General features: G+C 69.3%; 21 protein-coding genes. 6 read left to right on the plus strand and 15 right to left on the minus strand.

Translation table 11 applies throughout. The features are described from left to right. Nucleotides 1-4 precede the first annotated feature (4 nt). Genes ACIQTT_RS06270 through ACIQTT_RS06280 form a run of 3 tightly spaced genes read left to right on the plus strand, consistent with a single transcriptional unit; the run spans nucleotide 5 to nucleotide 2,722 of the window. Nucleotides 5-982: a branched-chain amino acid ABC transporter permease gene (locus ACIQTT_RS06270; RefSeq protein WP_402787532.1), complete on the plus strand. Its 978-nt coding sequence runs from the start codon at nucleotides 5-7 to the stop codon at nucleotides 980-982. Continuing rightward, entirely contained in the window at nucleotides 972-1,988 is a 1,017-nt protein-coding gene (locus ACIQTT_RS06275) for an ABC transporter ATP-binding protein (protein ID WP_402787535.1), read from the plus strand. Before ACIQTT_RS06270 ends, ACIQTT_RS06275 begins: the two co-directional genes overlap by 11 nt. Beyond that, a complete protein-coding gene (locus ACIQTT_RS06280; protein ID WP_402787538.1) occupies nucleotides 1,985-2,722 on the plus strand; it encodes an ABC transporter ATP-binding protein in 738 nt (245 codons plus the stop codon). Before ACIQTT_RS06275 ends, ACIQTT_RS06280 begins: the two co-directional genes overlap by 4 nt. A gap of 150 nt (nucleotides 2,723-2,872) precedes the next feature. On the opposite strand, the gene ACIQTT_RS06285 is transcribed toward ACIQTT_RS06280, so the two are convergent. Together ACIQTT_RS06285 and rarD are read right to left on the minus strand one after the other, a co-directional pair. Beyond that, nucleotides 2,873-4,129, minus strand: coding sequence for an ABC transporter substrate-binding protein (locus ACIQTT_RS06285; protein WP_402787541.1), 1,257 nt, complete (start codon nucleotides 4,127-4,129; stop codon nucleotides 2,873-2,875). 132 nt (nucleotides 4,130-4,261) lie between these two features. Next, nucleotides 4,262-5,197: an EamA family transporter RarD gene (gene rarD, locus ACIQTT_RS06290; protein WP_402787544.1), complete on the minus strand. Its 936-nt coding sequence runs from the start codon at nucleotides 5,195-5,197 to the stop codon at nucleotides 4,262-4,264. A 229-nt stretch (nucleotides 5,198-5,426) separates the two neighbouring features. On the opposite strand from rarD, the gene ACIQTT_RS06295 reads away from it, so the two are divergent. Continuing rightward, a complete protein-coding gene (locus tag ACIQTT_RS06295) occupies nucleotides 5,427-6,917 on the plus strand; it encodes a polysaccharide pyruvyl transferase family protein (protein ID WP_402787547.1) in 1,491 nt (496 codons plus the stop codon). 55 nt (nucleotides 6,918-6,972) lie between these two features. Here ACIQTT_RS06295 and groES read toward each other — a convergent pair whose 3' ends face one another. Continuing rightward, on the minus strand, nucleotides 6,973-7,269 hold the full coding sequence (groES, locus tag ACIQTT_RS06300; protein WP_017203655.1) for a co-chaperone GroES: 297 nt from the start codon (nucleotides 7,267-7,269) through the stop codon (nucleotides 6,973-6,975). A 140-nt stretch (nucleotides 7,270-7,409) separates the two neighbouring features. Between groES and ACIQTT_RS06305 the strand changes: the two genes are divergently transcribed. Then, nucleotides 7,410-8,609: an SAM-dependent methyltransferase gene (locus tag ACIQTT_RS06305; RefSeq protein WP_402787550.1), complete on the plus strand. Its 1,200-nt coding sequence runs from the start codon at nucleotides 7,410-7,412 to the stop codon at nucleotides 8,607-8,609. A 3-nt stretch (nucleotides 8,610-8,612) separates the two neighbouring features. Here the strand turns inward: ACIQTT_RS06305 and ACIQTT_RS06310 are convergent, their stop codons facing one another. From ACIQTT_RS06310 to coaA, 12 genes are all read right to left on the minus strand, one after another. Next, nucleotides 8,613-9,731, minus strand: coding sequence for a hypothetical protein (locus ACIQTT_RS06310; RefSeq protein ID WP_402787552.1), 1,119 nt, complete (start codon nucleotides 9,729-9,731; stop codon nucleotides 8,613-8,615). Then, nucleotides 9,728-10,651, minus strand: coding sequence for a hypothetical protein (locus tag ACIQTT_RS06315; RefSeq protein WP_402787555.1), 924 nt, complete (start codon nucleotides 10,649-10,651; stop codon nucleotides 9,728-9,730). The genes ACIQTT_RS06310 and ACIQTT_RS06315 overlap by 4 nt, the downstream gene beginning before the upstream one ends. Beyond that, on the minus strand, nucleotides 10,648-11,706 hold the full coding sequence (locus tag ACIQTT_RS06320; RefSeq protein WP_402787558.1) for a hypothetical protein: 1,059 nt from the start codon (nucleotides 11,704-11,706) through the stop codon (nucleotides 10,648-10,650). The genes ACIQTT_RS06315 and ACIQTT_RS06320 overlap by 4 nt, the downstream gene beginning before the upstream one ends. Nucleotides 11,707-11,712: 6 nt before the next feature. Then, nucleotides 11,713-12,201, minus strand: coding sequence for a hypothetical protein (locus tag ACIQTT_RS06325; protein ID WP_402787561.1), 489 nt, complete (start codon nucleotides 12,199-12,201; stop codon nucleotides 11,713-11,715). After that, nucleotides 12,198-13,265 (minus strand): tRNA (adenosine(37)-N6)-threonylcarbamoyltransferase complex transferase subunit TsaD, encoded by a 1,068-nt coding sequence (gene tsaD / locus ACIQTT_RS06330; RefSeq protein ID WP_402787564.1) that lies wholly within the window; start codon nucleotides 13,263-13,265, stop codon nucleotides 12,198-12,200. Before tsaD ends, ACIQTT_RS06325 begins: the two co-directional genes overlap by 4 nt. Continuing rightward, complete coding sequence (rimI, locus tag ACIQTT_RS06335) at nucleotides 13,262-13,753, minus strand: ribosomal protein S18-alanine N-acetyltransferase (RefSeq protein ID WP_402787567.1); 492 nt, start codon at nucleotides 13,751-13,753, stop codon at nucleotides 13,262-13,264. The genes tsaD and rimI overlap by 4 nt, the downstream gene beginning before the upstream one ends. Then, complete coding sequence (gene tsaB / locus ACIQTT_RS06340) at nucleotides 13,750-14,373, minus strand: tRNA (adenosine(37)-N6)-threonylcarbamoyltransferase complex dimerization subunit type 1 TsaB (RefSeq protein ID WP_402787570.1); 624 nt, start codon at nucleotides 14,371-14,373, stop codon at nucleotides 13,750-13,752. The genes rimI and tsaB overlap by 4 nt, the downstream gene beginning before the upstream one ends. A 66-nt stretch (nucleotides 14,374-14,439) precedes the next feature. Next, nucleotides 14,440-14,925, minus strand: a complete 486-nt coding sequence (gene tsaE / locus ACIQTT_RS06345; RefSeq protein ID WP_402787573.1) for a tRNA (adenosine(37)-N6)-threonylcarbamoyltransferase complex ATPase subunit type 1 TsaE — start codon at nucleotides 14,923-14,925, stop codon at nucleotides 14,440-14,442. Beyond that, a complete protein-coding gene (gene alr, locus ACIQTT_RS06350; protein WP_402787576.1) occupies nucleotides 14,922-16,028 on the minus strand; it encodes an alanine racemase in 1,107 nt (368 codons plus the stop codon). The genes tsaE and alr overlap by 4 nt, the downstream gene beginning before the upstream one ends. Then, nucleotides 16,025-16,384 (minus strand): holo-ACP synthase, encoded by a 360-nt coding sequence (locus ACIQTT_RS06355; RefSeq protein ID WP_402787578.1) that lies wholly within the window; start codon nucleotides 16,382-16,384, stop codon nucleotides 16,025-16,027. Before ACIQTT_RS06355 ends, alr begins: the two co-directional genes overlap by 4 nt. A 52-nt stretch (nucleotides 16,385-16,436) precedes the next feature. Next, on the minus strand, nucleotides 16,437-18,284 hold the full coding sequence (gene glmS, locus ACIQTT_RS06360) for a glutamine--fructose-6-phosphate transaminase (isomerizing) (protein ID WP_402787581.1): 1,848 nt from the start codon (nucleotides 18,282-18,284) through the stop codon (nucleotides 16,437-16,439). A 62-nt stretch (nucleotides 18,285-18,346) separates the two neighbouring features. Further along, a complete protein-coding gene (gene coaA, locus ACIQTT_RS06365; protein ID WP_402787584.1) occupies nucleotides 18,347-19,291 on the minus strand; it encodes a type I pantothenate kinase in 945 nt (314 codons plus the stop codon). Nucleotides 19,292-19,327: 36 nt separating this feature from the next. Between coaA and ACIQTT_RS06370 the strand changes: the two genes are divergently transcribed. Continuing rightward, on the plus strand, nucleotides 19,328-20,266 hold the full coding sequence (locus tag ACIQTT_RS06370) for a Ppx/GppA phosphatase family protein (protein WP_402787587.1): 939 nt from the start codon (nucleotides 19,328-19,330) through the stop codon (nucleotides 20,264-20,266). Nucleotides 20,267-20,294 lie beyond the last annotated feature (28 nt).

Here is a 20,294-nt window from a genome sequence, read left to right on the forward strand (position 1 = left end):
CATCATGGACTTCGGATCCATCTTCACCAACACGGCCGCGTACCTGTTCAGCCCGATCACTCTGGCTTACGCGCTGGCAGCTACGGGTCTCGCCGTGCACTTCGGGTACGCCGGCCTGCTCAACTTCGGCATGGCGGCCTTCATGGCGATCGGCGGCTACGGCTACGCGATCTCGGTGCTCAGCTTCGGCCTGCCCTGGTTCGTGGGCATGCTCATCGGCCTGCTGGGCGGCGCAGTGTTCGCCGTGCTCCTCGGCATCCCGACCCTGCGCCTGCGCGCCGACTACCTCGCCATCGCGACGATCGCGGCCGGCGAGATCGTGCGTCTGCTCTTCACGACGCAGGTCTTCGACGAGTTCACGAACTCGGCCGACGGCCTCGCCCAGTACAACGGCGGATTCCGCGATGCCAACCCGTTCCCTCCGGGTACGTACGGCTTCGGCCCGTGGACGTACACGGCCAACGACCTGTGGAACCGCGTGTTCGGACTCATCGTCCTCGCACTCGCCATCCTTCTCGTCTGGGCACTCATGCGCAGCCCTTGGGGACGCGTACTCAAGGGCATCCGCGAGGATGAGGACGCCGTGCGCTCGCTCGGCAAGAACGTCTTCGCGTACAAGATGCAGGCCCTCGTGGTCGGTGGCGTGATCGGTGCGGCGGGCGGAATCGTCTTCGTTCTCCCGTCGGCGGTCGTCCCTGGCAGCTACTCCACCTCGCTGACGTTCTTCCTGTGGACGATCCTCCTGCTCGGCGGCGCGGCCACCGTGTTCGGCCCGACGCTCGGAGCGGTTCTGTTCTGGGTGGTCAACGCGTTCCTGGCGAGCCTGCTGCCGCAGATGGCGAACGCCGGTCTGCTGCCGATGACGGACAAGCAGGCGGCGACCGTCGTCTTCATCGTCGTCGGCGTGGCACTCATGCTGCTCGTGATCTTCCGCCCCCAGGGCATCCTCGGAGACAAGAGGGAGATGACCTTTGTCAAGTGAACTGACCCCCGAGCCGGCCGCAGCGCCGGCAACGGGAAGCATCAAGCGTCCGAAGACCACCGGTCTGACGAAGGGCGAGGTCAAGCCCGGCGTCGCCAAGGTCGACCCGATCCTCGTCGTCGACGACGTGCAGCGACGCTTCGGCGGCATGACCGCCGTCGACGTCGACCACCTCGAGATCCCCCGCGGCGCCATCACGGCGCTCATCGGACCGAACGGTGCCGGCAAGACCACGCTGTTCAACCTGCTCTGCGGCTTCGACAAGCCCAACAGCGGCACCTGGTCGTTCGACGGCAAGAACCTGTCGGGCATCCCCTCGTTCAAGGTCGCCCGCATGGGTCAGGTGCGCACGTTCCAGCTGACGAAGTCGCTGTCGCTGCTCACCGTGCTCGAGAACATGAAGCTCGGAGCCACCGGCCAGCGCGGCGAGGGCTTCTGGTCGAGTCTGTTCCCCTTCCTCTGGCGTTCGCAGGACGCGGAGATCGAGGTCAAGGCGCGCGAGCTGCTCGCCCGCTTCAAGCTCGACGCGAAAGAGAAGGACTTCGCCGCCGCGCTCTCGGGCGGGCAGCGCAAGCTCCTCGAGATGGCACGCGCGCTCATGAGCGACCCGACGCTGGTGATGCTCGACGAGCCGATGGCCGGTGTGAACCCAGCCCTCACGCAGTCGCTGCTCGACCACATCCTCGATCTCAAGGACCAGGGCATGACCGTGCTCTTCGTCGAGCACGACATGCACATGGTGCGCCACATCGCCGACTGGGTCGTCGTCATGGCCGAGGGCCGCGTCGTCGCCGAAGGTCCGCCCGACCAGGTGATTGACGACCCCGCGGTCATCGACGCGTACCTCGGCGCCCACCAGGACGTCGACCTCGGTGCCGTCACCGGCCGCATTCCGGTCGTGGCCGACGCCGAGGCAGCGCGCATCCGCGAGCAGATCGAGGCCGAGGCCGAAGCGGAGCTCGCCGCCACCGACCCGGTCGATCCCGAGACGAAGGACAACGCATGAGCACGGATGACATCGTCGTCGAACTCAAGGACGTCTACGCGGGCTACCTTCCCGGCGTGAACATCCTCAACGGAGCCAATCTCGTCGCTCGTCAGGGCGAGCTGATCGGCATCATCGGACCGAACGGCGCGGGCAAGTCGACGCTGCTCAAGGCGATGTTCGGTCTCGTCAACGTGCGCGACGGCGAGATCACGCTCAACGGCGAGAGCATCGTGGGACTCAAGGCCGACAAGCTCGTGAAGCGCGGTGTGGCCTTCGTGCCGCAGACGAACAACGTCTTCCCCTCGCTGTCGATCGAGGAGAACCTGCAGATGGGGCTCTTTCAGAACCCCAAGATCTACGCGGAGCGTCTCGAGTTCGTCACGAGCATCTTCGCCGAACTCGGCAAGCGGCTCAAGCAGCGCGCCGGGTCGCTCTCGGGCGGCGAGCGGCAGATGGTCGCGATGTCGCGCGCGCTCATGATGGACCCGTCGGTGCTGCTGCTCGACGAGCCTTCGGCCGGCCTCTCCCCCGTGCGCCAGGACGACGCGTTCATCCGCGTCTCCGACATCAACAAGGCGGGCGTCACGACGATCATGGTCGAGCAGAACGCCCGTCGCTGCCTGCAGATCTGCGACCGCGGCTACGTGCTCGACCAGGGCAAGGACGCGTACGAGGGCACCGGACGCGAGCTGCTGAACGACCCGAAGGTCATCGGGCTGTACCTCGGTACTCTCGCCGACGACGTCGCCTGAGCCGTACCAGAAGGGGCGGGATGCGTGAAGCATCCCGCCCCTTCTGCATGCGCTCGCCGTTCACGGCCGATGCTCGAGCGCACGGGGAAGGCCCCGGATGCGAGCATCCGGGGCCTTCCGAGTGATCGGTCGATCAACTCATCGGTGCGATCAGTTGGTGCGCTCGATGGTGTTGCCTGCAACGTACTTGTAGATGCCGATCGTGGCGCCCTGCGGGTCGCCGTTCTCGTCGAACGTCACGTCGCCGGAGTAGCCGTCGTAGTCGGCCGTTCCGCCGCCGTTGATGATCTCGGCGCACTCGGCGAAGCTGGTGCACTTCTCACCGTCGCCGGAACCACCCGAGACCTCCTGCATCTTGGCCGCGATGTCGGCGCCCTCGGTCGAACCCGCCGCGAGCGACGCGAGCGCCACCAGGATCACGGCGTCGTAGGCTTCGGCCGCGTAGGTGAAGTCCTTGACCTCGGGGTTGCCGGCAGCCGTCCACGACGCCTGCAGACGATCCGTGAAGTCGTCCTCGAGCGCGGGGCCCGCCTTCGTGCCCTGCGCACCCTCGAGCGAGACTCCGACCTCGTCACCGTAGTCGGACAGGTTTCCGTCGACCATGTAGAACTTGTCGGCCGAGATGCCGGCGTTGACCAGCAGCGGGGCGATCGTCTTGAACTGCTCGAACGACACGATCGCGACGGCGTCGGGGTTCTGCGCCTTGATCGACTCGACCTGCGCGTCGAACGACGAATCGCCGACGTTGTACGAGACCGACGCGACGACCTCGCCGCCGGTGCCCTCGAACGTCGTGGTGAGAGCGTCGTTCAGGCCGGTGCCGTAGGCGTCGTTCTGGTAGATGATGCCGAGCGTCTTGGCACCGTCCTCGGCGATCAGGTTGCCGAGCACCTCGCCCTGCAGCAGGTCGCTGGGTGCGGTGCGGAAGTAGAGTCCGTCGTCGTCCCAGGAGGTGAAGTCGGGCGACGTGTTCGAGGCCGAGATCTGGAGGATCCCCGCGCTCACGTTTCCGTCGAGCACCAGCTTCGAGACGCCGGAGGCGGCCGCACCGACGATCGCGCTGACGTCGGCGTTGCGCAGCTTCTCGATCGACGTCTCGTACGCCTTGGTGTCGGTGTCGCCCTCGTCCTCAGCGGTGAGGTCGATGGTGATGCCGGCCTCGGCCGCGTTGACCTCCTCGACCGCGAGTCCGACGCCGGACTCCATGGGCGGCCCCAGGAACGCCAGCGAACCCGTCTTGGGCAGCAGAGACCCGAGCTTGAGGGTGAGATCGGTGGCGGGCGCGCCGCCGTCGGACGAGTCATCGGACGGGGTGCTGCTGCAACCCGCGATGACGAGGGCAGACGCGCTGACAAGCGCAATGCCTGCGAAGATCTTCGCGGTGCGCGAACCCTTCAGTGCCTTCATAATGCTCCCTTGCGTAACTGAGAGTGGACGTGACCACAGTCGAGTGCTCTAACCCTAGGGCGCAGAAGCGCTCCGTAGGGGTCGCAAGTGTTTCGGTGCGTTAACGATCCGCTACGCGGTGGAATACCGGTTTCAGACGATGGGCGTGGGAGCGGTCCTTCGCCCTCGTCGCGCGGCGAGCAGCAGGTCGACGACGAACACGACGATCGCGATCCAGACGATCACGAAACCGGCCCAGCGTTCGGCCGGCATGGGTTCGTGGAGGAAGACGACGCCGATGACGAACTGCATCACCGGGGTGATGAACTGGATCATCCCGATGACGGTGAGATCGATCCGGCGCGCACCGGCAGCGAACAGCAGCAGGGGCACGGCCGTCGCGATCCCGGCGCAGGCCAGCAGCACCGCGTGCCATCCGCCGTTCGCGCCCATCGTGAGGCCCGCCGGGGTCTGAGCCACCAGGATGAGCTGCACGACGGCGATCGGGATCAGCCAGAAGGACTCGAGGGTCAGACCGCTGACGGCATCCACCGCCGGACCGATCTGTTTCTTGATGAGGCCGTACAGACCGAAGGATGCCGTGAGCGAGAGCGCGATCCACGGGAACTCGCCGTGGGCCACGATGATCACGACGACGGCGACGGAGGCGATCGCGATGGCCGCCCATTGGAGCCGGCGGATCCGCTCGCGCAGAACGAACACACCCAGGAGCACCGTGGTGATCGGGTTGATGAAGTACCCGAGGCTCGTTTCGACGACGTTCCCCGTCAGGGTCCCGATCAGGAACACCTGCCAGTTGACGTAGATGAGCAGACCCGCGAGGGCCGTCCACGCGAGGAGCTTCGGCCGCCGGATGATCGCCAGGAACGCCGTCCAGCCCCGCATGACGGTGAGGAGCACGAGGCAGAAGACGAACGACAGCAGCACCCGCCAGGCGACGACCTCCCAGGGCCCCGTCGGCACCAGGAGCAGGAAGTACAACGGCAGCACGCCCCAGAGCAGGTAGGCACCGCCCGCGTAGGCGACTCCGGAGGTCTGGCTCGACGAAGCGCGGGGGACGGGACTCACCGGACAACCCTATGCCCGCGGCGCGCGTCCACTGGCGGTTCAGGCGCCTGGGCGGAGGTTTGGCAGGAATCGGATGCCGGGTGGCGGATGCCGCACTTCACTCCTGCGGCCCGAAAACGCCGATCGGTATACTGATCGGCGTCGCCTGAGCCCTCGCGATTCCGCGGTTTCCCGTCGCGGACAGCCCCGCCTCCGCACCCGACGGCGGCGGTATCCCGAAGGACGTGCCGTGCCCCCGCACACGCTCCCCCTGGTCGTCGCGTGCGGCGCCTACGAACGCGACAATCTCGGCGATCTGCTCTTTCTCGTCGTCGCCGACCACTTCGCGCGCGAGGTCGTCGATGTCGAGTACACCGCCCCGATCGCCGTCGACATGACCGCTCTCCTCGGGCGGCAGATCACCGCGACCGGCACGACCCTCACCGAGAAGGCCACCACGGGCATCTGGACCGTCGGTGGCGAGGTCGGCTCCACGCAACGCGAGTACGTCTACCGGACAGCCGTCGATGACGACGAGTGGGAGCGGTTCTCCTCGCTCGACGCGTCCGAGCAGGACGTACTGCTGGACGAGGTCATGAACGCGCGGATGGAATCGCCGTACGTGCCGCGGCCGAGCGCCTTCCCGCGCAACCGCGCGGCACGCCTGGTGCTCAACTCCGTGGGCGTCTCGGGAATCGGTGGCCTCACTCCCTGGCGTGCGGCCGTCGCCACGAGCGCCCTGCGCGAAGCGCACTACATCTCGGTCCGCGACCCGAAATCCTCGGCGCTGCTCGACCGGCTCGGTATCCCCCACCGGCTCGCGCCCGATCTCGTCCACACGATCGCGTCCGTTCTGCCGATCGATGCGCCGCGCAACCGGGCCGTGCTCATCCAGCTCTCGGAAGGACACATCCGCACGTACGGCATCGAAGCCTGGACCTCCGCCATCGTCGGTTGCTCGGAGCTCGGAGATCGCCCGCTCCGGCTCTTCGTCGCCGGCTCCGCGCCCGCGCACGATTCGATCGAGCTGTACCGCGAGCTCATCGACCGGGTCTCGACCGAGCGCCCGGACTGGGACATCGCTCTCAGCGACGCACGCTCGATCGACGACCGCGTGCGCGAGATCGCCACGGCCTCCCTCTGGATCGGCAGCTCGTTGCACGGCCGCATCCTCGCGTGCGCCTACGGGACCAAGAGGCTCAGCATCGCCAAGCCGAAGGTCGACGTCTACGCCGAGACCTGGGACGCGGACTTCCCGTTCGGCATCGAGCCTTCGACCCTCCCTGCCGCCGTGACCGCAGCGCTCGAACGCGAGCCGGATGCCGCGCATGCCGCAACCCTCGCGGACTCCGCGCGGACGAGCGTGGTCGACGCCCTGGCGGTCTTCACGGACGCGGACAACGCGTCGGAGAACGACGCACTCGCCATCCGCATCGATGAGGTCGCGCAGCTCCAGATCGCGGCCATGCGACTCGAACACGAGCATGCCGAGGCGGTTCGCTCCGGCAAGGAGCGAGCCGCCGAAGCACTCCGGCTCGCGGGTGATCGTGACGAGCAGCGTCGCGCCCGCCGCGCCGCGCAGACGGAGCTCGCTCAGGCACGCGCCCGACTGCACGAGATCGAGACGAGCACGTCGTGGAAGATCGGATCGCGCCTCACCTCCGCGGCGCGTGCCCTGCGACTTCCCCGACCGTCGTGGCTCCGACGTCGTGGGCACGACGACGACCCCGCCGCGCACTGAACGCAGAAGGGGCCCGGATGCCGAAGCATCCGGGCCCCTTCTCAGGCACGCTGGATCAGCGGACGACGACCGCCAGGACGTCGCGAGCCGACAGGACGAGGAACTCGTCCGCACCGAACTTGACCTCGGTGCCGCCGTACTTGCTGTAGAGCACGCGGTCGCCGACGGCGACGTCGAGCGGAACACGGTTGCCGTTGTCGTCGATGCGACCGGGGCCGACCGCCACGACCTCGCCCTCCTGGGGCTTCTCCTTGGCGGTGTCGGGGATGACCAGGCCACTCGCGGTGGTCTGCTCGGCCTCGACCTGCTTGATGACGATGCGGTCCTCGAGCGGCTTGATGGAAACCGACACGGTCTACCTCTTCTTTCTTGACGCTGACACGAAAGACTTGTTCGCACTCTCAACCCGAGAGTGCTAACGCCAGTGTAGGCGCTCCGCTGGCACTCATGCAACGCGAGTGCCAGCGCCCACCGCCCGCGTAGGCTGTGCGGGTGGAGATGTCTGAGCTGCAAGCACTGCTGACCCCCGTCGGGCTGGAGCTGCTGGATGCGCTCGGCACGGTCGAGTCGACCGACGAGGTCGCCCGCGCCGTGTCTCGGTTGCGGGTCGACGGCCACTCCCCCGAACTCGTCTCGGCCGTGGTCGGCCAAGCGCACCTGCGCGCGAAGGCGGGAGCCAAGTTCGGACCGTTCGCCGAGCGGATGCTGTTCACCCGCGCGGGCCTCGAACAGGCTACGCGTCTCGGGGTCGCCGCTCGTCATGCGCAGCGCGTGCGTAGCGCCGGACTGAAGCGAATCGCCGATCTCGGCTCCGGCATCGGCGGCGATGCTCTCGCGTTCGCCGGCGCCGGTCTCGACGTGCTCGCGGTCGACGCCGATCCGGTCACCGCAGCGATCGCGGCGTACAACCTCGCGCCCTTCGGCGAGAACGCGACCGTGCAGCACGGCACCGCCGAGAGCACGGATCTCGACGGCCGCGACGCGGTGTGGATGGACCCCGCGCGGCGCACGGCCGGGCACAGCGAGACCCGCCGTGTCTCCCCCGACGACTACTCGCCCTCGCTCGACTGGGCCTTCGCACTCGCCTCCCGTGTACCGACCGGGATCAAGCTCGGCCCCGCGCACGATCGCGATGCGCTACCCCCCGATGCCGAGGCGCAATGGGTGAGTGCCGACGGCAGTGTCGTCGAACTCGTACTGTGGACCGGCGCCCTGGCTCGTGAGGGCGTGCGACGCGCCGCGCTCGTGATCCGCGGCGAGCGCTCGTACGAGCTCACAGCCGGAGCCGACGCCGTCGACGCCGAGGTGCGCCCGCTCGGCGCCTTCCTGCACGAACCCGACGGGGCGGTCATCCGCGCGCGTCTGATCGGCGACGTCGCTCGCAGCCTCGATGGCGGCATGCTCGACGAGAAGATCGCCTATCTGACCTCGGACGCCGCGCTGACCAGCCCGTTCGTGCAGTCCTTCCGCGTGCGCGAGACGATGGCCGCGAACCCGAAGGCGATCAATGCCGTACTCAAGGCCAATGACATCGGCACGCTGGAAATCAAGAAGCGCGGGGTCGATATCGACCCGGCGCAGTTCCGCAAGAAGCTCACGCTGCGCGGTGGTGCCGCGGCCACGCTGATCCTGGTGCGGGTCGGAGACCAGCGCCGCGCGATCCTCGCCGACCGGGTCTCCTCCGCCGAGTGAGGTTCAGCCCGCTCCGACGGCGGTGATCGTCAGGTAGGGCGTCTGACTGGCGGTGAAGGCGAGGGTGAGCGCCGAGCCGGGGCCGGACCCCGATCCGTCGTCCGAGACGAAGGAGGACAGACCGACATCGATCGCCGTCGTGGACGGCAGGCAGACCGCGTCCAGCTGTGCGGCATCCACGATCAGGCAGGTCTCGGGCTCGACCGTCTCGCCGTATCGGTTCGCCATCCACACCGGCTTCTCCTGGAAGTACCCGACGACGCTCAGGTTCATCTCGAAGCCCTGCGCGACCAGTTCCTCGGCCCGCGTGCGTTCGTCACCGACGAACTGGGCGAGGATCGACGACGACGAGTCCCACTGCTGCATCGATGCGATCGGCTGTCCATCGGTGGCGAGCACGATGTAGGCGTTGACCGTCGTGAAGGTCGCGGTCACCTCGTCGACGCTCTCGCCGGGGCGCATGACCGAGACGTTGATGCCGAAGTCCTCGAAGTCCGACGTGCGCTGGCACTGCGATTGCGTCGCCTCGTCGACGTCGATGACGGCGCAGGTCAGATCCCCCTCGCCCTTGGTGCCGAGCCAGACGATGGCGCCCGAATCGTCATCCTGCCCGACCGCGCGCAGCGTGCCGGGATCGAAGTCGGATTCGTCTTCGAGGAGCGCACGCCGCTCCTGCTGCTCCGCGGTCAGCGCGATCGCATCGGACGGCGGCGCGAAGACGACCCAGCCGATCCCGAGACCCAGCGCGAGCAGCAGCACCGACGAGACCGTCGCGAACCGCCAGTGCCTCCGCAGCACCGTGCGCATCGCCGGAGCCGCGTCCGGTTCTCGCGCGTCGGTGGTGGCGGTATCCGTGGCATCCGCCTCTTCTTCGCCCGTGTCGAGTCCGAGGGACTCCTCGAGGGTCGGCAGGCTGTCGGGCGGACGATCGGATGCCGCGGCCGGCGCCGACACGGATGCCGCGGAGCCGCTCTCCATCACCTCGGGGGCGACAGCCGGCAGGGCCGCCCACGATCGTGCCTCCTGCAGCTCGCGCAGACGTGCCGCTTCGATGTGCGTCAGCCCGCCCTCGCGCCCGTACGCCTTGCTCTGCAGTGAGCGCAGTTCGTCGAGATCGCTCATCCGGGCCCGCCGCCTGCCTGCTGACGTGTCACGACGAGCGACTCCCCGCCCGCGTCGATCGCGTAGCCATAGGTGGCGTTCATTCCACCGTCGGCCGCGCGTGCGGCCAGGCTCAATCCTTTTCGCTCGCCCTGGCCCAACTCATCGCACATCATCTCCGGCTCCCCCGCACCACCGACGATCAGACAGGTCTCCGCGGTCTGCGCGTTCTCCCCGACCCACAGCGGAACCGATCCGTCGCGGCCGACGATCCGCAGGCTGCTGCGGTCGAGTCCGTGAGCGACGAGATTGTCGACAACCTGAGATTCATCCGCCGACCAGGGGCCGGCACCCGGCTCGAGCGCTCGATCGGTGGCCGTGGCCCGGATCGATGGCTCTCCGCTCGCGGTGTAATCGAGATCTGCGGCGACGCGCGTACGCTCGCCAGGCTCCTCCCCGGTCGTGAGCGAGGCGGAGAGGCCGGCCTCGCGGACGAGGTCCGTCGGGTTGCACGCCGCCACCGTGTGCTCCGCGTGTCCGAGCACGAGGCACGTCCACTCGCCGCCGCCCTTGGTCGCGGTCCAGGTGACCACGTCGTTGACGACGGCGTGCGGCTTCGCCGAACCCGCGTCGAACCCGTCCTCGGCGAAGGCGACATCCTGCCACCCCTGCTGTTCGGCGGAGAGAAGCGGCGCCTCCGCCCTTCCGAGGGCGAGTACGGCCCAACTCCCCGTCGCTCCGAGCACGATGCCGACGGCGAGAACGGCAGCGAGAACCGCCCAGCGAGGGCGGCGCGGTGCAGGCCGCGGCGGAGGCGTTTCCGCTCCGGACTCCGCCCCCCGCATGAGCTCCTCGAGACGCTCCGCATCCTGCGCGTCGAGACCACCTTCGCGCCCGTACGCCCGCGCCTGCAGGGCGCGCAACTCGTCCTCGGCGCTCACTCCGCGTCTCCTGATGCGTGCTCCCGCGTGATCTGGAGGTAGGACGGGCCATCTCCGAAAGTGAACTGGATGAAGGAAGAATCGCCGGTCTCGGGATCGACGTGATCGAAGCCGAGCCCGCGCTGTGCTGCACTACCCGCCGACGCGAACTCCTCGCAGAACAAGAACGGCTCCGGGTCGGACGAGTCGTAGGCGACGCAGGTCTGCCCGGTCGACGTTTTGATCCCCGTCCAGATCGGCGTCTCGCCGTCGTAGCCGACGATCCAGATGCTGGTGCGTTCCAACCCATGCTCCACCAGCGCCTCGGCGAAGGCTTCTTCCTCGTCGCTTCCGTACGACGCGCCGAATTCGTCGGGCGGAGCGAAGAGGAAACTGCCGACGACGACGGCGGGAGCGTTATCGGGAGTGAGGAAGACCTGCGCGGACACCTGCCTTTTGAGCTCCCCATCGACATCGACGGTGCGCACCGTATCGAACCCCGACGATCGCACGATCTCCGTCGAGATGCACGAGGGCACGCGTTCCTCGGCGTCCCCCAGCACGAGACACGTCGTCAGTCCCCGACTCTGCGTGGCCGCCCAAACCACCATGCCGTCCTCGACCGCCATCGCTCGGATCGATCCAGCGTCGTACTCGCCACCGTCGATGAGTTCCTGCTGCCATGCCGCCTGCGCCGGAGTGAGGTCCACCTCGTGCTCCGACGGGCGCGTCAGCACCCATCCGGCGGTCGCGCCCAGCGCGAAGACGATGAGAAGAGCAGCGGCGATCAGCGGCCAGCGCGGCCGGCGAGCCGACGCCGGAGGCGGTGCGGGGGCCGATGTCGCCCCGAGGGCCGTCGACGCCGTCCGCCCCTGGTCGCCTCGCAGAGCGACTGCTTCCTCGCGCGGTGTCTCGTCGCTCTCCGGTCGAACGCGTTCCACTTCAGACGGGGCTTCTGCGCGCTTCGCGTTCAACTCCGCGAGTCGCCGGCTCTCCTCGGTGGTCAGTGCACCCTCGCGCCCGTACGCGCGCGCCTGCAGGGCGCGCAGTTCGACGGCTTCCTCGGCGTCGAGCATCCGGCGTCAGCCCAGTCTCTCGAACTGCATGCCGGCCCAGACGAGCCACCCCAGGCTGTAGACCGTCGCGGTCAGCCCGAGCACGAGCGCCCAGCGACCCATCGCCCGACTCTCGACCGGTCGGCGCAGCGACATGATCGACGCGATGACGGCGACCACCCCCACCGGCAGACCCCAGCCGACGAAGAACGAGGCGCCGAGGGCGACGATCGCGGCGAGCAGCGCCCACGGCGCGAGACGAGCGTCGTCGACGACCATCTCGGTCTCGGCGGGCGCCCACGCGGTGCGGCCGGTGGGGTCGTCCGCATCCGGACCGCTCGCGACCACCGGCTCGATGCCCACGGGACCGGTCGGTAGCCGCGTGTATCCGTCACGGCGTGCTCCGGGGAGTCGCGCGGAACCCGCCGGGCTCTCGACCTCTCCGCTCGGCCGGTCGATGCGCGGACTCGGCGGGGGTGTGGGCGGCGGGGACGTCGGCTCCGTGGGGTCGGTCATACCGCGACCGCCTCCGCGACCTGGATCTCCGTCACCGGGAGCGTCGAATCGGCGCCGAAGGCGAGCGTGGAAGGCTGCTTGCCGGAGGCGATCAGCTCGGCGGCGAGCGCCGCGATCATGGCGCCGTTGTCGGTGCACAAGGAGAGCGGCGGGATGCGCACCGTCACGCCGGCCGCGGCTGCGCGCTCGAGGGCCACATCGCGCAGGCGGCGATTGGCGATCACTCCCCCGCCGAGCAGCAGTCGGGGCACGCCGAGATCCGCGCACGCGGCGAGCGCCTTCGTGACGAGCACATCGACGACCGCCTCGCGGAAGCTCGCCGCGACGTCGGCCACCGGCACCTCGACGCCATCGGCCTCGCACTTCTCGACCCAGCGCGCGACCGCCGTCTTCAGCCCTGAGAACGAGAAATCGTAGCGGTGCTTCGCCAGATCGGAGGCGCGGGACAGCCCGCGCGGGAAGCGGATCGCGTTCGGGTCTCCGTCGACCGCGGCCCGGTCGATCTCGGGCCCTCCGGGGTACGGCAGCGAGAGCAGACGGGCGACCTTGTCGAACGCCTCTCCCGCCGCGTCGTCCATCGTCTCGCCGAGGAGCTCGACGTCGGTCGTGAGGTCGCGCACATGCAGGAGCGACGTGTGCCCGCCCGATACGAGCAGCGCGATCGTCGGATACTCGAGAGGGTCGGAGTCTGCCGTGAGGATGTCGGCGGCGATGTGCCCGACGAGGTGGTTGACGGCGTAGAGCGGCTTGTCGAGCGAGACGGCGAGGCCCTTGGCCGCCCCGACGCCGACCATGAGCGCGCCCGCGAGACCGGGGCCGCTCGTGACGGCGACGGCGTCGAGATCGGCGAGGCCGACGCCCGCCTCGGCCAGAGCAGCCTCGATGGCGGGCTGCAGAGCCTCGAGGTGCGCCCGAGCGGCGACCTCGGGCACCACTCCGCCGTAGCGGGCGTGCTCGTCCATGCTCGACGCGATCGTGTTCGACAGCAGGGTGCGCCCGCGCACGATCCCGATGCCCGTCTCGTCGCAGCTCGTCTCGATCCCCAGCACCAGCGGTTCGCTCATGCGCTCACCTCGCTCGCCGTGTCGGAGTCGTTCCCGGACGGCCGGCGCAGCACGAGGCGCATCACGATCGCATCCACATCATCCGGCTGATAGTAGCGGGGGCGGCGGCCGATCTCCTCGAAACCCTCTGAGAGGTACAACCCCTCCGCAGACGGGTTGTCGGCTCGCACCTCGAGGAACACCTCGCGCGCCCCGCGCTCGCGCGCCGCGTCGAGCAGGGCGCGCAGCAGAGCCCGCCCGCGCCCTGCCCCGCGGTGGTCGGCGTCGAACGCGATGGTCTGGATGTCGGCATCCGCACTGCCGCGCAGCGCGCGCACACCGCCGTAGCCGATGACCGAACCCTCTTCGTCGTCGACGAAGTAGCGCCCGTGCTCACTGACGAGTTCGGCGGCCATCGCCTCGGCGCTCCACGCGTCGGTCGGGAACGAACGCCGCTCGATCCCCATGATCGCATCGAGGTCATCGGCGGTCGCGTCGCGCAGGGTCACAGCCCCACCCGCTTCGGGGCGGCCGGCTGCTTCACGTCGGGCTGGCGGAGGTAGAGGGGCTCGGAATCTGCGAGTTCGCGGCCGGCGGCTTGAGCCCGGGCGCCGACGCGAGCGAGATCGACGGCCGACAGCGCGGCCACATCGATCCGGCGGATGCCGTCGAGGTGCGTGTCCGCGTCGACGGCCGGTACGAGCACGGTGTCGGCGAGCACACGCGGGAGACCCTCGGCATCGGTGCCGTCGAAGACCGTGATCGCGACCTCGCGTCGTCGCGCATCGGTGACGATCGCGAATGGCCCGGTGATGGCATCCGTCTCGATCGCCGTGAGCGCGGCCGCATGATGGCTGGGAACGGGGATCACGGGGATGCCCCGGCCGAGCGCGAACGCCCGAGCGGCCGCGATCCCGATGCGGAGTCCGGTGAAGGGCCCGGGGCCCATGCCTGCGACGACCTGCGAGACGTCATCGCCGCCTGACGCGGCCAGCGTCTCGACGAGCAGATCGCCGATCACCTCGGCGTGACCGAGCGGGTCGCCGGTTCCCGCCTCGGCGCGGCGTGCGCCGTCGGGATCGATCAGCGCGACGGCGCTGCCCAGGGAGGTGTCGACGGCGAGGATCACCTCTCCAGGGTAGTCGCCGATGACGGGTGCCCGCCGGTCGGGCTGTCGCGCCGGAACGGAGGGGGCTCAGCCCTCGACGCGCGTCATCGTGAAGAACCGGGGCGCATCGGCGTCGAGCTCGGAGGCATCGATCTCGCCGCCGTCTCCGCCGACCGGACGCTCGAGCTCGATGTCCCACCAGGAATCGGCGAGGTCCTCGGCCATACCGCGACCCCACTCGATCACGACGACCGAGCGGGCGAGGTCGAGGTCGAGGTCGTCGAGCTCCGCTCCGGACCCGAGACGATAGGCGTCGACGTGCACCAGAGGCGCCCGGCCCACCAGCGACGGATGCGTGCGCGCGATCACGAACGTCGGGCTCTGCACCGGTCCCCGCACGCCGAGGCCCTCGGCCAGACCGCGCGTGAACGTCGTCTTCCCGGCGCCGAGGGGACCTGTGAGGATCAGCAGGTCGCCCGCCTCGAGCTGCTCGCCGATCAGGAATCCCAGGCGCTCCATGTCGTCGGCGGAGGCGACCTCACGGCGCCCGAGGAAGGCAGGATCGACGCTCACGTCGTCCTCCGGGGAACGCGCGCCCCGATGCGGGTGACGATCTCGTAGTTGATCGTGCTCGCGGCATCCGCCCAGTCGGCGGCCGAGGGCACGCCCAGGGTGGGATCGCCGAACAGCACGACCTCGTCGCCGATCGAGACCGGGGTATCGCCCACATCGACCACGAACTGGTCCATGGCGATGCGGCCGACGTTGGTGAAGCGGTGCCCGCCGATCGAAACCGGCAGCCGGCCGGAGGCGTGCCGGGGCACGCCGTCGGCGTATCCGAGGGGCACCAGCGCGAGGGTCGTGTCGCGATCGGTGCGGTGGTCGTAACCGTACGAGACGCCGGTGCCGGCGGGCACCCTTCGCACCGCGGCGACGGCGCCGCGCAGCGTCATCGCCGGACGCAGGCCGAGCTCGGCGGAGGTGCGGTCGTCGAACGGCGAGAGCCCGTAGATGCCGACGCCGATGCGCACCGCATCGAGACGCATCTCGGGTCGGTCGATCGCTGCCGCGGTGGCGGCGATGTGCCGGATCTCGGGATGGATGCCGAACGATGCCGCGACCGCGACCCCCTCCTCGAACTTCGCGAGCGCTGCGCGATCGTCGTCGAGCGAGGTGTTGGAGAGATGGCTGAAGAGTCCCACCACGCGCAGTCGCCCGATGCGCTCGTGCCGGGCCGCCTCCGCGAGCACCCGCGCCCAGTCCGCCGGGGCGATGCCGTTGCGCGACAGCCCGGTCTCGAACTTCAGGTGCACGGCGACGGGGCGGTCGACGCTCGCGACGGCCGCGGCGGCCTCGAGCTGATCGAACGAGGAGATGCCGAGCTCGATGTTCTCGGCCGCGGCGCGGTCGAACCGCTCGCCCGGCGCGTGCAACCACGCGAGGATCGGCGCGGTGATGCCCTGCCGGCGCAGATCGAGCGCCTCGGGGATCTCGGCGACGCCGAACCGCGTAGCGCCGCCGGCCAGTGCAGCGACGGCGGCAGCGGCCGCACCGTGGCCGTAGGCGTTGGCCTTGACGACCGCGATGACCTCGACTCCGGTCAGACGGCGGAAGTGGCGGACGTTGTCGGCGATCGCATCGATGTCGACGGATGCTTCACGGAACGGAACGGTCACAGCGGGCCTCCCTCGGCGACGACGAACGCGGTCGCGAGTCCCGCGTCATGACTCATCGTGAGATGCAGGGTCGCGATCCCGCGCTCGACGATCACGTCGGCCGTCGATCCCGACAGCACGAAGTACGGCCGCCCCGACTCCTCCGAAGCGATCTCGATCTCGGTCCAGTGCACACCGTCCGAGCCGCCGAGCGCCTTGATCAAGGCCTCTTTCGCGGCGTAGCGGGCGGCGAGCGACGGAAGCCGGAGGCTCCGCTCGGCGGGCGCGAAGAGACGCTCCAGGAGACGAGGGGTGCGCTCGAGGGTCCGCTCGAATCGCGGGATGTCGACGAGGTCGATGCCGGTCCCGATGATCACCGTTCCAGCCTACTCGCGGCGCACGGTCTCACCCGTGCACCGCGAACACGCCTCATTCGACGGTGACGGACTTCGCGAGGTTGCGCGGCTGGTCGACGTCGAGCCCCTTCGCCGTGGCGAGCGCCATGGCGAAGATCTGCAGCGGGACGACCGCCAGGAGCGGTTCGAACATCGCGCCGGCGAGCGGAATGCGGATGACCTCGTCGGCGAACGGCAGCACCGCGGCGTCGCCCTCTTCGGCGATCACGATGACCCGGGCTCCGCGGGCGCGGATCTCCTGGATGTTCGAGACGACCTTCGAGTGCACGAGCGCCGAGTGGCGGGGCGACGGCACGAGCACGAACACCGGCTGACCGGGCTCGATCAGGGCGATCGGACCGTGCTTGAGCTCACCGGCGGCGAAGCCCTCGGCGTGGATGTACGAGATCTCCTTGAGCTTGAGCGCACCCTCGAGCGCGATCGGGTAGCCCACGTGGCGACCGAGGAAGAGCACCGAGCGGGTGTCGGCCATCCAGCCCGCGAGCTGGGCGACGTGCTCGTTCTCGTCGGCGAGCACCCGGGCGATCTTGTCGGGCAGAGCGCTGAGCTCGTCGACGTCGGTCGAGGCGTCGGCGACCGAACCGCGCACGCGACCCATGTGCAGACCGAGAAGGAGGAGAGCAGTGATCTGCGCCGAGAAAGCCTTGGTCGACGCGACGGCGACCTCAGGGCCGGCGTGCGTGTAGACGACGGCATCCGACTCGCGCGGGATCGTCGCGCCCTGCGTGTTGCAGATCGACAGCGTGCGCGCTCCGCGCTCGCGGGCGTACTTGACGGCCATCAGCGTGTCCATCGTCTCGCCCGACTGGCTGATCGAGACGACGAGCGTGTCGGCGCCGATCACCGGGTCGCGGTAGCGGAACTCGTGCGCGAGCTCGACGTCGACCGCGACGCGCGCCCACTGCTCGATCGCGTACTTGCCGACGAGCGCCGCGTACGAGGCGGTGCCGCACGCGGTGATGATGACGCGGTTGATGCCGAGGAAGAGATCGTCGAGTCCGTCGAGCTCGGGGATCACGACCTGGCCGTCGTGGATGCGACCGCGGATCGTGTTGGCGACGGCCTCGGGCTGCTCGGAGACCTCCTTGGCCATGAAGCTCGGCCATCCGCCCTTCTCGGCGGCGGCGGCGTCCCACGAGACCTCGAAGGGCTCGGGCTCGACCGGCGTGCCGTCGAAGTCGACGACCGTGACGGCGTCGGGCGTGATCGAGACGATCTGATCCTGGCCGATCGCCAGGGCGTGACGGGTGTGCTCGACGAACGCGGCGACATCGGAGCCGAGGAAGTTCTCGCCCTCGCCGAGGCCGATCACGAGCGGGGAGTTGCGGCGGGCGCCCACGACGAGCCCCGGGTGGTCCTGGTGCACGGCCAGCAGCGTGAACGCGCCCTCGAGACGGTTGACGACACTGCGGAACGCGAGCTGCAGGTCGCCGCCGTTCTGCGCGTACTCGCGGCCGAGCAGCGCGGCCGCCACCTCGGTGTCGGTCTCGCTGCGGAACGCGACGCCGGCGGCGACGAGCTCGTCGCGCAGCGAGGCGAAGTTCTCGATGATGCCGTTGTGGATCAGCGCGAGCTTGTCGTCGTCGGCGAGATGCGGGTGCGCGTTGACGTCGGTCGGGCCGCCGTGCGTCGCCCAGCGGGTGTGCCCGATGCCGGTCGTGCCGTCGGGCAGCGGGGCATCGGAGAGCGAGTCGCGCAGAGCGCTGAGCTTGCCCGCCTTCTTGCGCATGCCGAGCGCTCCGTCGCCGTCGATGACCGCGACACCCGCGGAGTCGTATCCGCGGTACTCGAGGCGGGCGAGACCGGCGAGAAGGATGTCCTGGCTGGGGCGCGGGCCCACGTATCCGACGATTCCACACATGCCGTCAAGAATAGGCGCGTTTTTTTGCGAGCCGTCCGAACAATCGACCCCGCCCCGGCGGGTCAGAGTTTGCGCAGGAGCACGCTCTCGACCGAGTGATCCGCGCCCTTGTTCAGCACCAGACGGGCGCGATGCTTGGTCGGCATCACGTTCTCGACGAGGTTGGGCATGTTGATCTCGTTCCAGTACCCGAGCGCGGTCGTGATCGCTTCCTCATCGGTGAGGTGCGCGAAGACGTTGAAGTACGACGACGGGTTGCTGAAGGCGCCCTCGCGGAGCGCGAGGAACCGCTCGACGTACCAGTTCGCGATGTGGTCGGTGTCGGCGTCGACGAAGATCGAGAAGTCGAACAGGTCGCTCACCGCGACGTCGTTCGGCGCGGCCGGCGGCTGGAGCACGTTGAGCCCCTCGACGATCACGACGTCGGGGCGACGCACCACGACGTGCGCGTCGGGAACGATGTCGTAGCGCATGTGCGAGTAGAAGGGTGCGCGCACCTCGGCCGCCCCGCTCTTGACCTCGGTGAGGAACTCGATGAGCGAGCGCCGGTCGTAGGACTCCGGGAAGCCCTTGCGCTCCATCAGCCCGCGACGCTCGAGCTCGGCGTTCGGGTAGAGGAACCCGTCGGTGGTCACGAGCTCGACGCGCGGCGTGCCGGGCCAGCGGCTCATCAGCTCGCGCAGGAGACGAGCGATCGTCGACTTACCGACCGCGACGGAGCCGGCCACACCGACCACGAACGGAGTCGTCGAGTCCTCTTCCTGGAGGAACGAGCTGGTCGCCGCGCCGAGACGCTTCGTCGACGTCGCGTACAGGCTGAGCAGACGGCTGAGGGGCAGGTAGACCTCGCGCACCTCGTCGAGGCTCAGGCGATCGCCGATGCCGCGAATCTCGACGACCTCGGTCTCGCTCAGCGGCTGGTCGAGGTCGGCTGCCAGTCGCGCCCATTCCGCCCGCCCGATCTCTCGGTAAGGCGAGAGGGGCTGCGTGGGGTCGGCAGTGGTCACCCGACCATCGTATCGGGGCGACGGTAGTCTCTACCCGTGCGCCTCGGAGTCCTCGACATCGGTTCCAACACCGTCCACATGCTCGCCGCCGACGTGCGGCCGGGTGGGCGCCCCCTCGCGACGACGAGCGACCGCTCGGTGCTGCGCCTCATGCGTTATCTGCTGCCGGACGGCGCGATCTCCGAAGACGGCGTGCAGGCGTTGGAGCACGCGGTCGCGCAGGCTCGCCGGGTCGCCGAGGAGGAGCGCGTCGACGCCCTGCTGGCGACAGCGACCAGCGCGGTGCGCGATGCCGCGAACGGTGCGGACGTGATCGCCCGGATCGAGGCCGCGCTCGGGCAGCCCCTGCAGGTCCTCGACGGCGAGACCGAGGCCGAGCTGACGTTCCTGGCGGTACGGCGCTGGTTCGGATGGTCCGCGGGGCAGATCCTGCTCCTCGACATCGGCGGCGGCTCTCTCGAGATCGCCGCCGGCGGCGAGGAACTCCCGGATGCCGCGGCATCCGTTCCTCTGGGCGCCGGGCGCATGACCGTGCAGTTCCTGCCGAACGATCCGCCCGGAGAGGACGACGTCGAGCTGTTGCGCGCGCACGCCCGCGAGACTCTCGAAGAGGTACTGCCCCGTTTCGCGGCCCTCCCCCGGCCCGATCACGTGGTCGGTTCGTCGAAGGCCATCCGCTCGCTGGCGCGACTCGTGGGCTACCCGGTGCCCGGGTGGTCGGGGTCCGAGCGGATGCTGCTCCCCCGTGCGTCGTTGGGGTCCTGGATCCCGCGCCTCGCGCGCCTGCCCGCGTCGGCCCGGCAGGAGCTGCCGGGTATCACGCCCGATCGCACGTTCCAGATCGTCGCCGCCGCGGTCTCGCTGCACACGGCGATGACCGTGCTGAAGGTCGACGAGCTCGAGGTCTCACCGTGGGCGCTCCGCGAGGGCGTACTCCTGCGCTATATCGAGCAGTTGGGTCAGCCCGCGTCCTGAGCATCCGGCCACGCGGGCGCGGACCGAT

The sequence above is a fragment of the Microbacterium sp. NPDC090225 genome, from assembly GCF_044772365.1.
Classification (GTDB): Bacteria; Actinomycetota; Actinomycetes; order Actinomycetales; family Microbacteriaceae; genus Microbacterium.

What these genes read in the sequence shown, in the direction of transcription:
- ACIQTT_RS06270 (WP_402787532.1), top strand. Translation starts at nt 5, where the DNA reads ATGGACTTCGGATCCATCTTCACCAACACGGCCGCGTACCTGTTCAGC.
- ACIQTT_RS06280 (WP_402787538.1), top strand. Translation starts at nt 1,985, where the DNA reads ATGAGCACGGATGACATCGTCGTCGAACTCAAGGACGTCTACGCGGGC.
- ACIQTT_RS06285 (WP_402787541.1), bottom strand. Translation starts at nt 4,129, where the DNA reads ATGAAGGCACTGAAGGGTTCGCGCACCGCGAAGATCTTCGCAGGCATT.
- ACIQTT_RS06310 (WP_402787552.1), bottom strand. Translation starts at nt 9,731, where the DNA reads ATGAGCGATCTCGACGAACTGCGCTCACTGCAGAGCAAGGCGTACGGG.
- ACIQTT_RS06320 (WP_402787558.1), bottom strand. Translation starts at nt 11,706, where the DNA reads ATGCTCGACGCCGAGGAAGCCGTCGAACTGCGCGCCCTGCAGGCGCGC.
- ACIQTT_RS06325 (WP_402787561.1), bottom strand. Translation starts at nt 12,201, where the DNA reads ATGACCGACCCCACGGAGCCGACGTCCCCGCCGCCCACACCCCCGCCG.
- tsaD (WP_402787564.1), bottom strand. Translation starts at nt 13,265, where the DNA reads ATGAGCGAACCGCTGGTGCTGGGGATCGAGACGAGCTGCGACGAGACG.
- glmS (WP_402787581.1), bottom strand. Translation starts at nt 18,284, where the DNA reads ATGTGTGGAATCGTCGGATACGTGGGCCCGCGCCCCAGCCAGGACATC.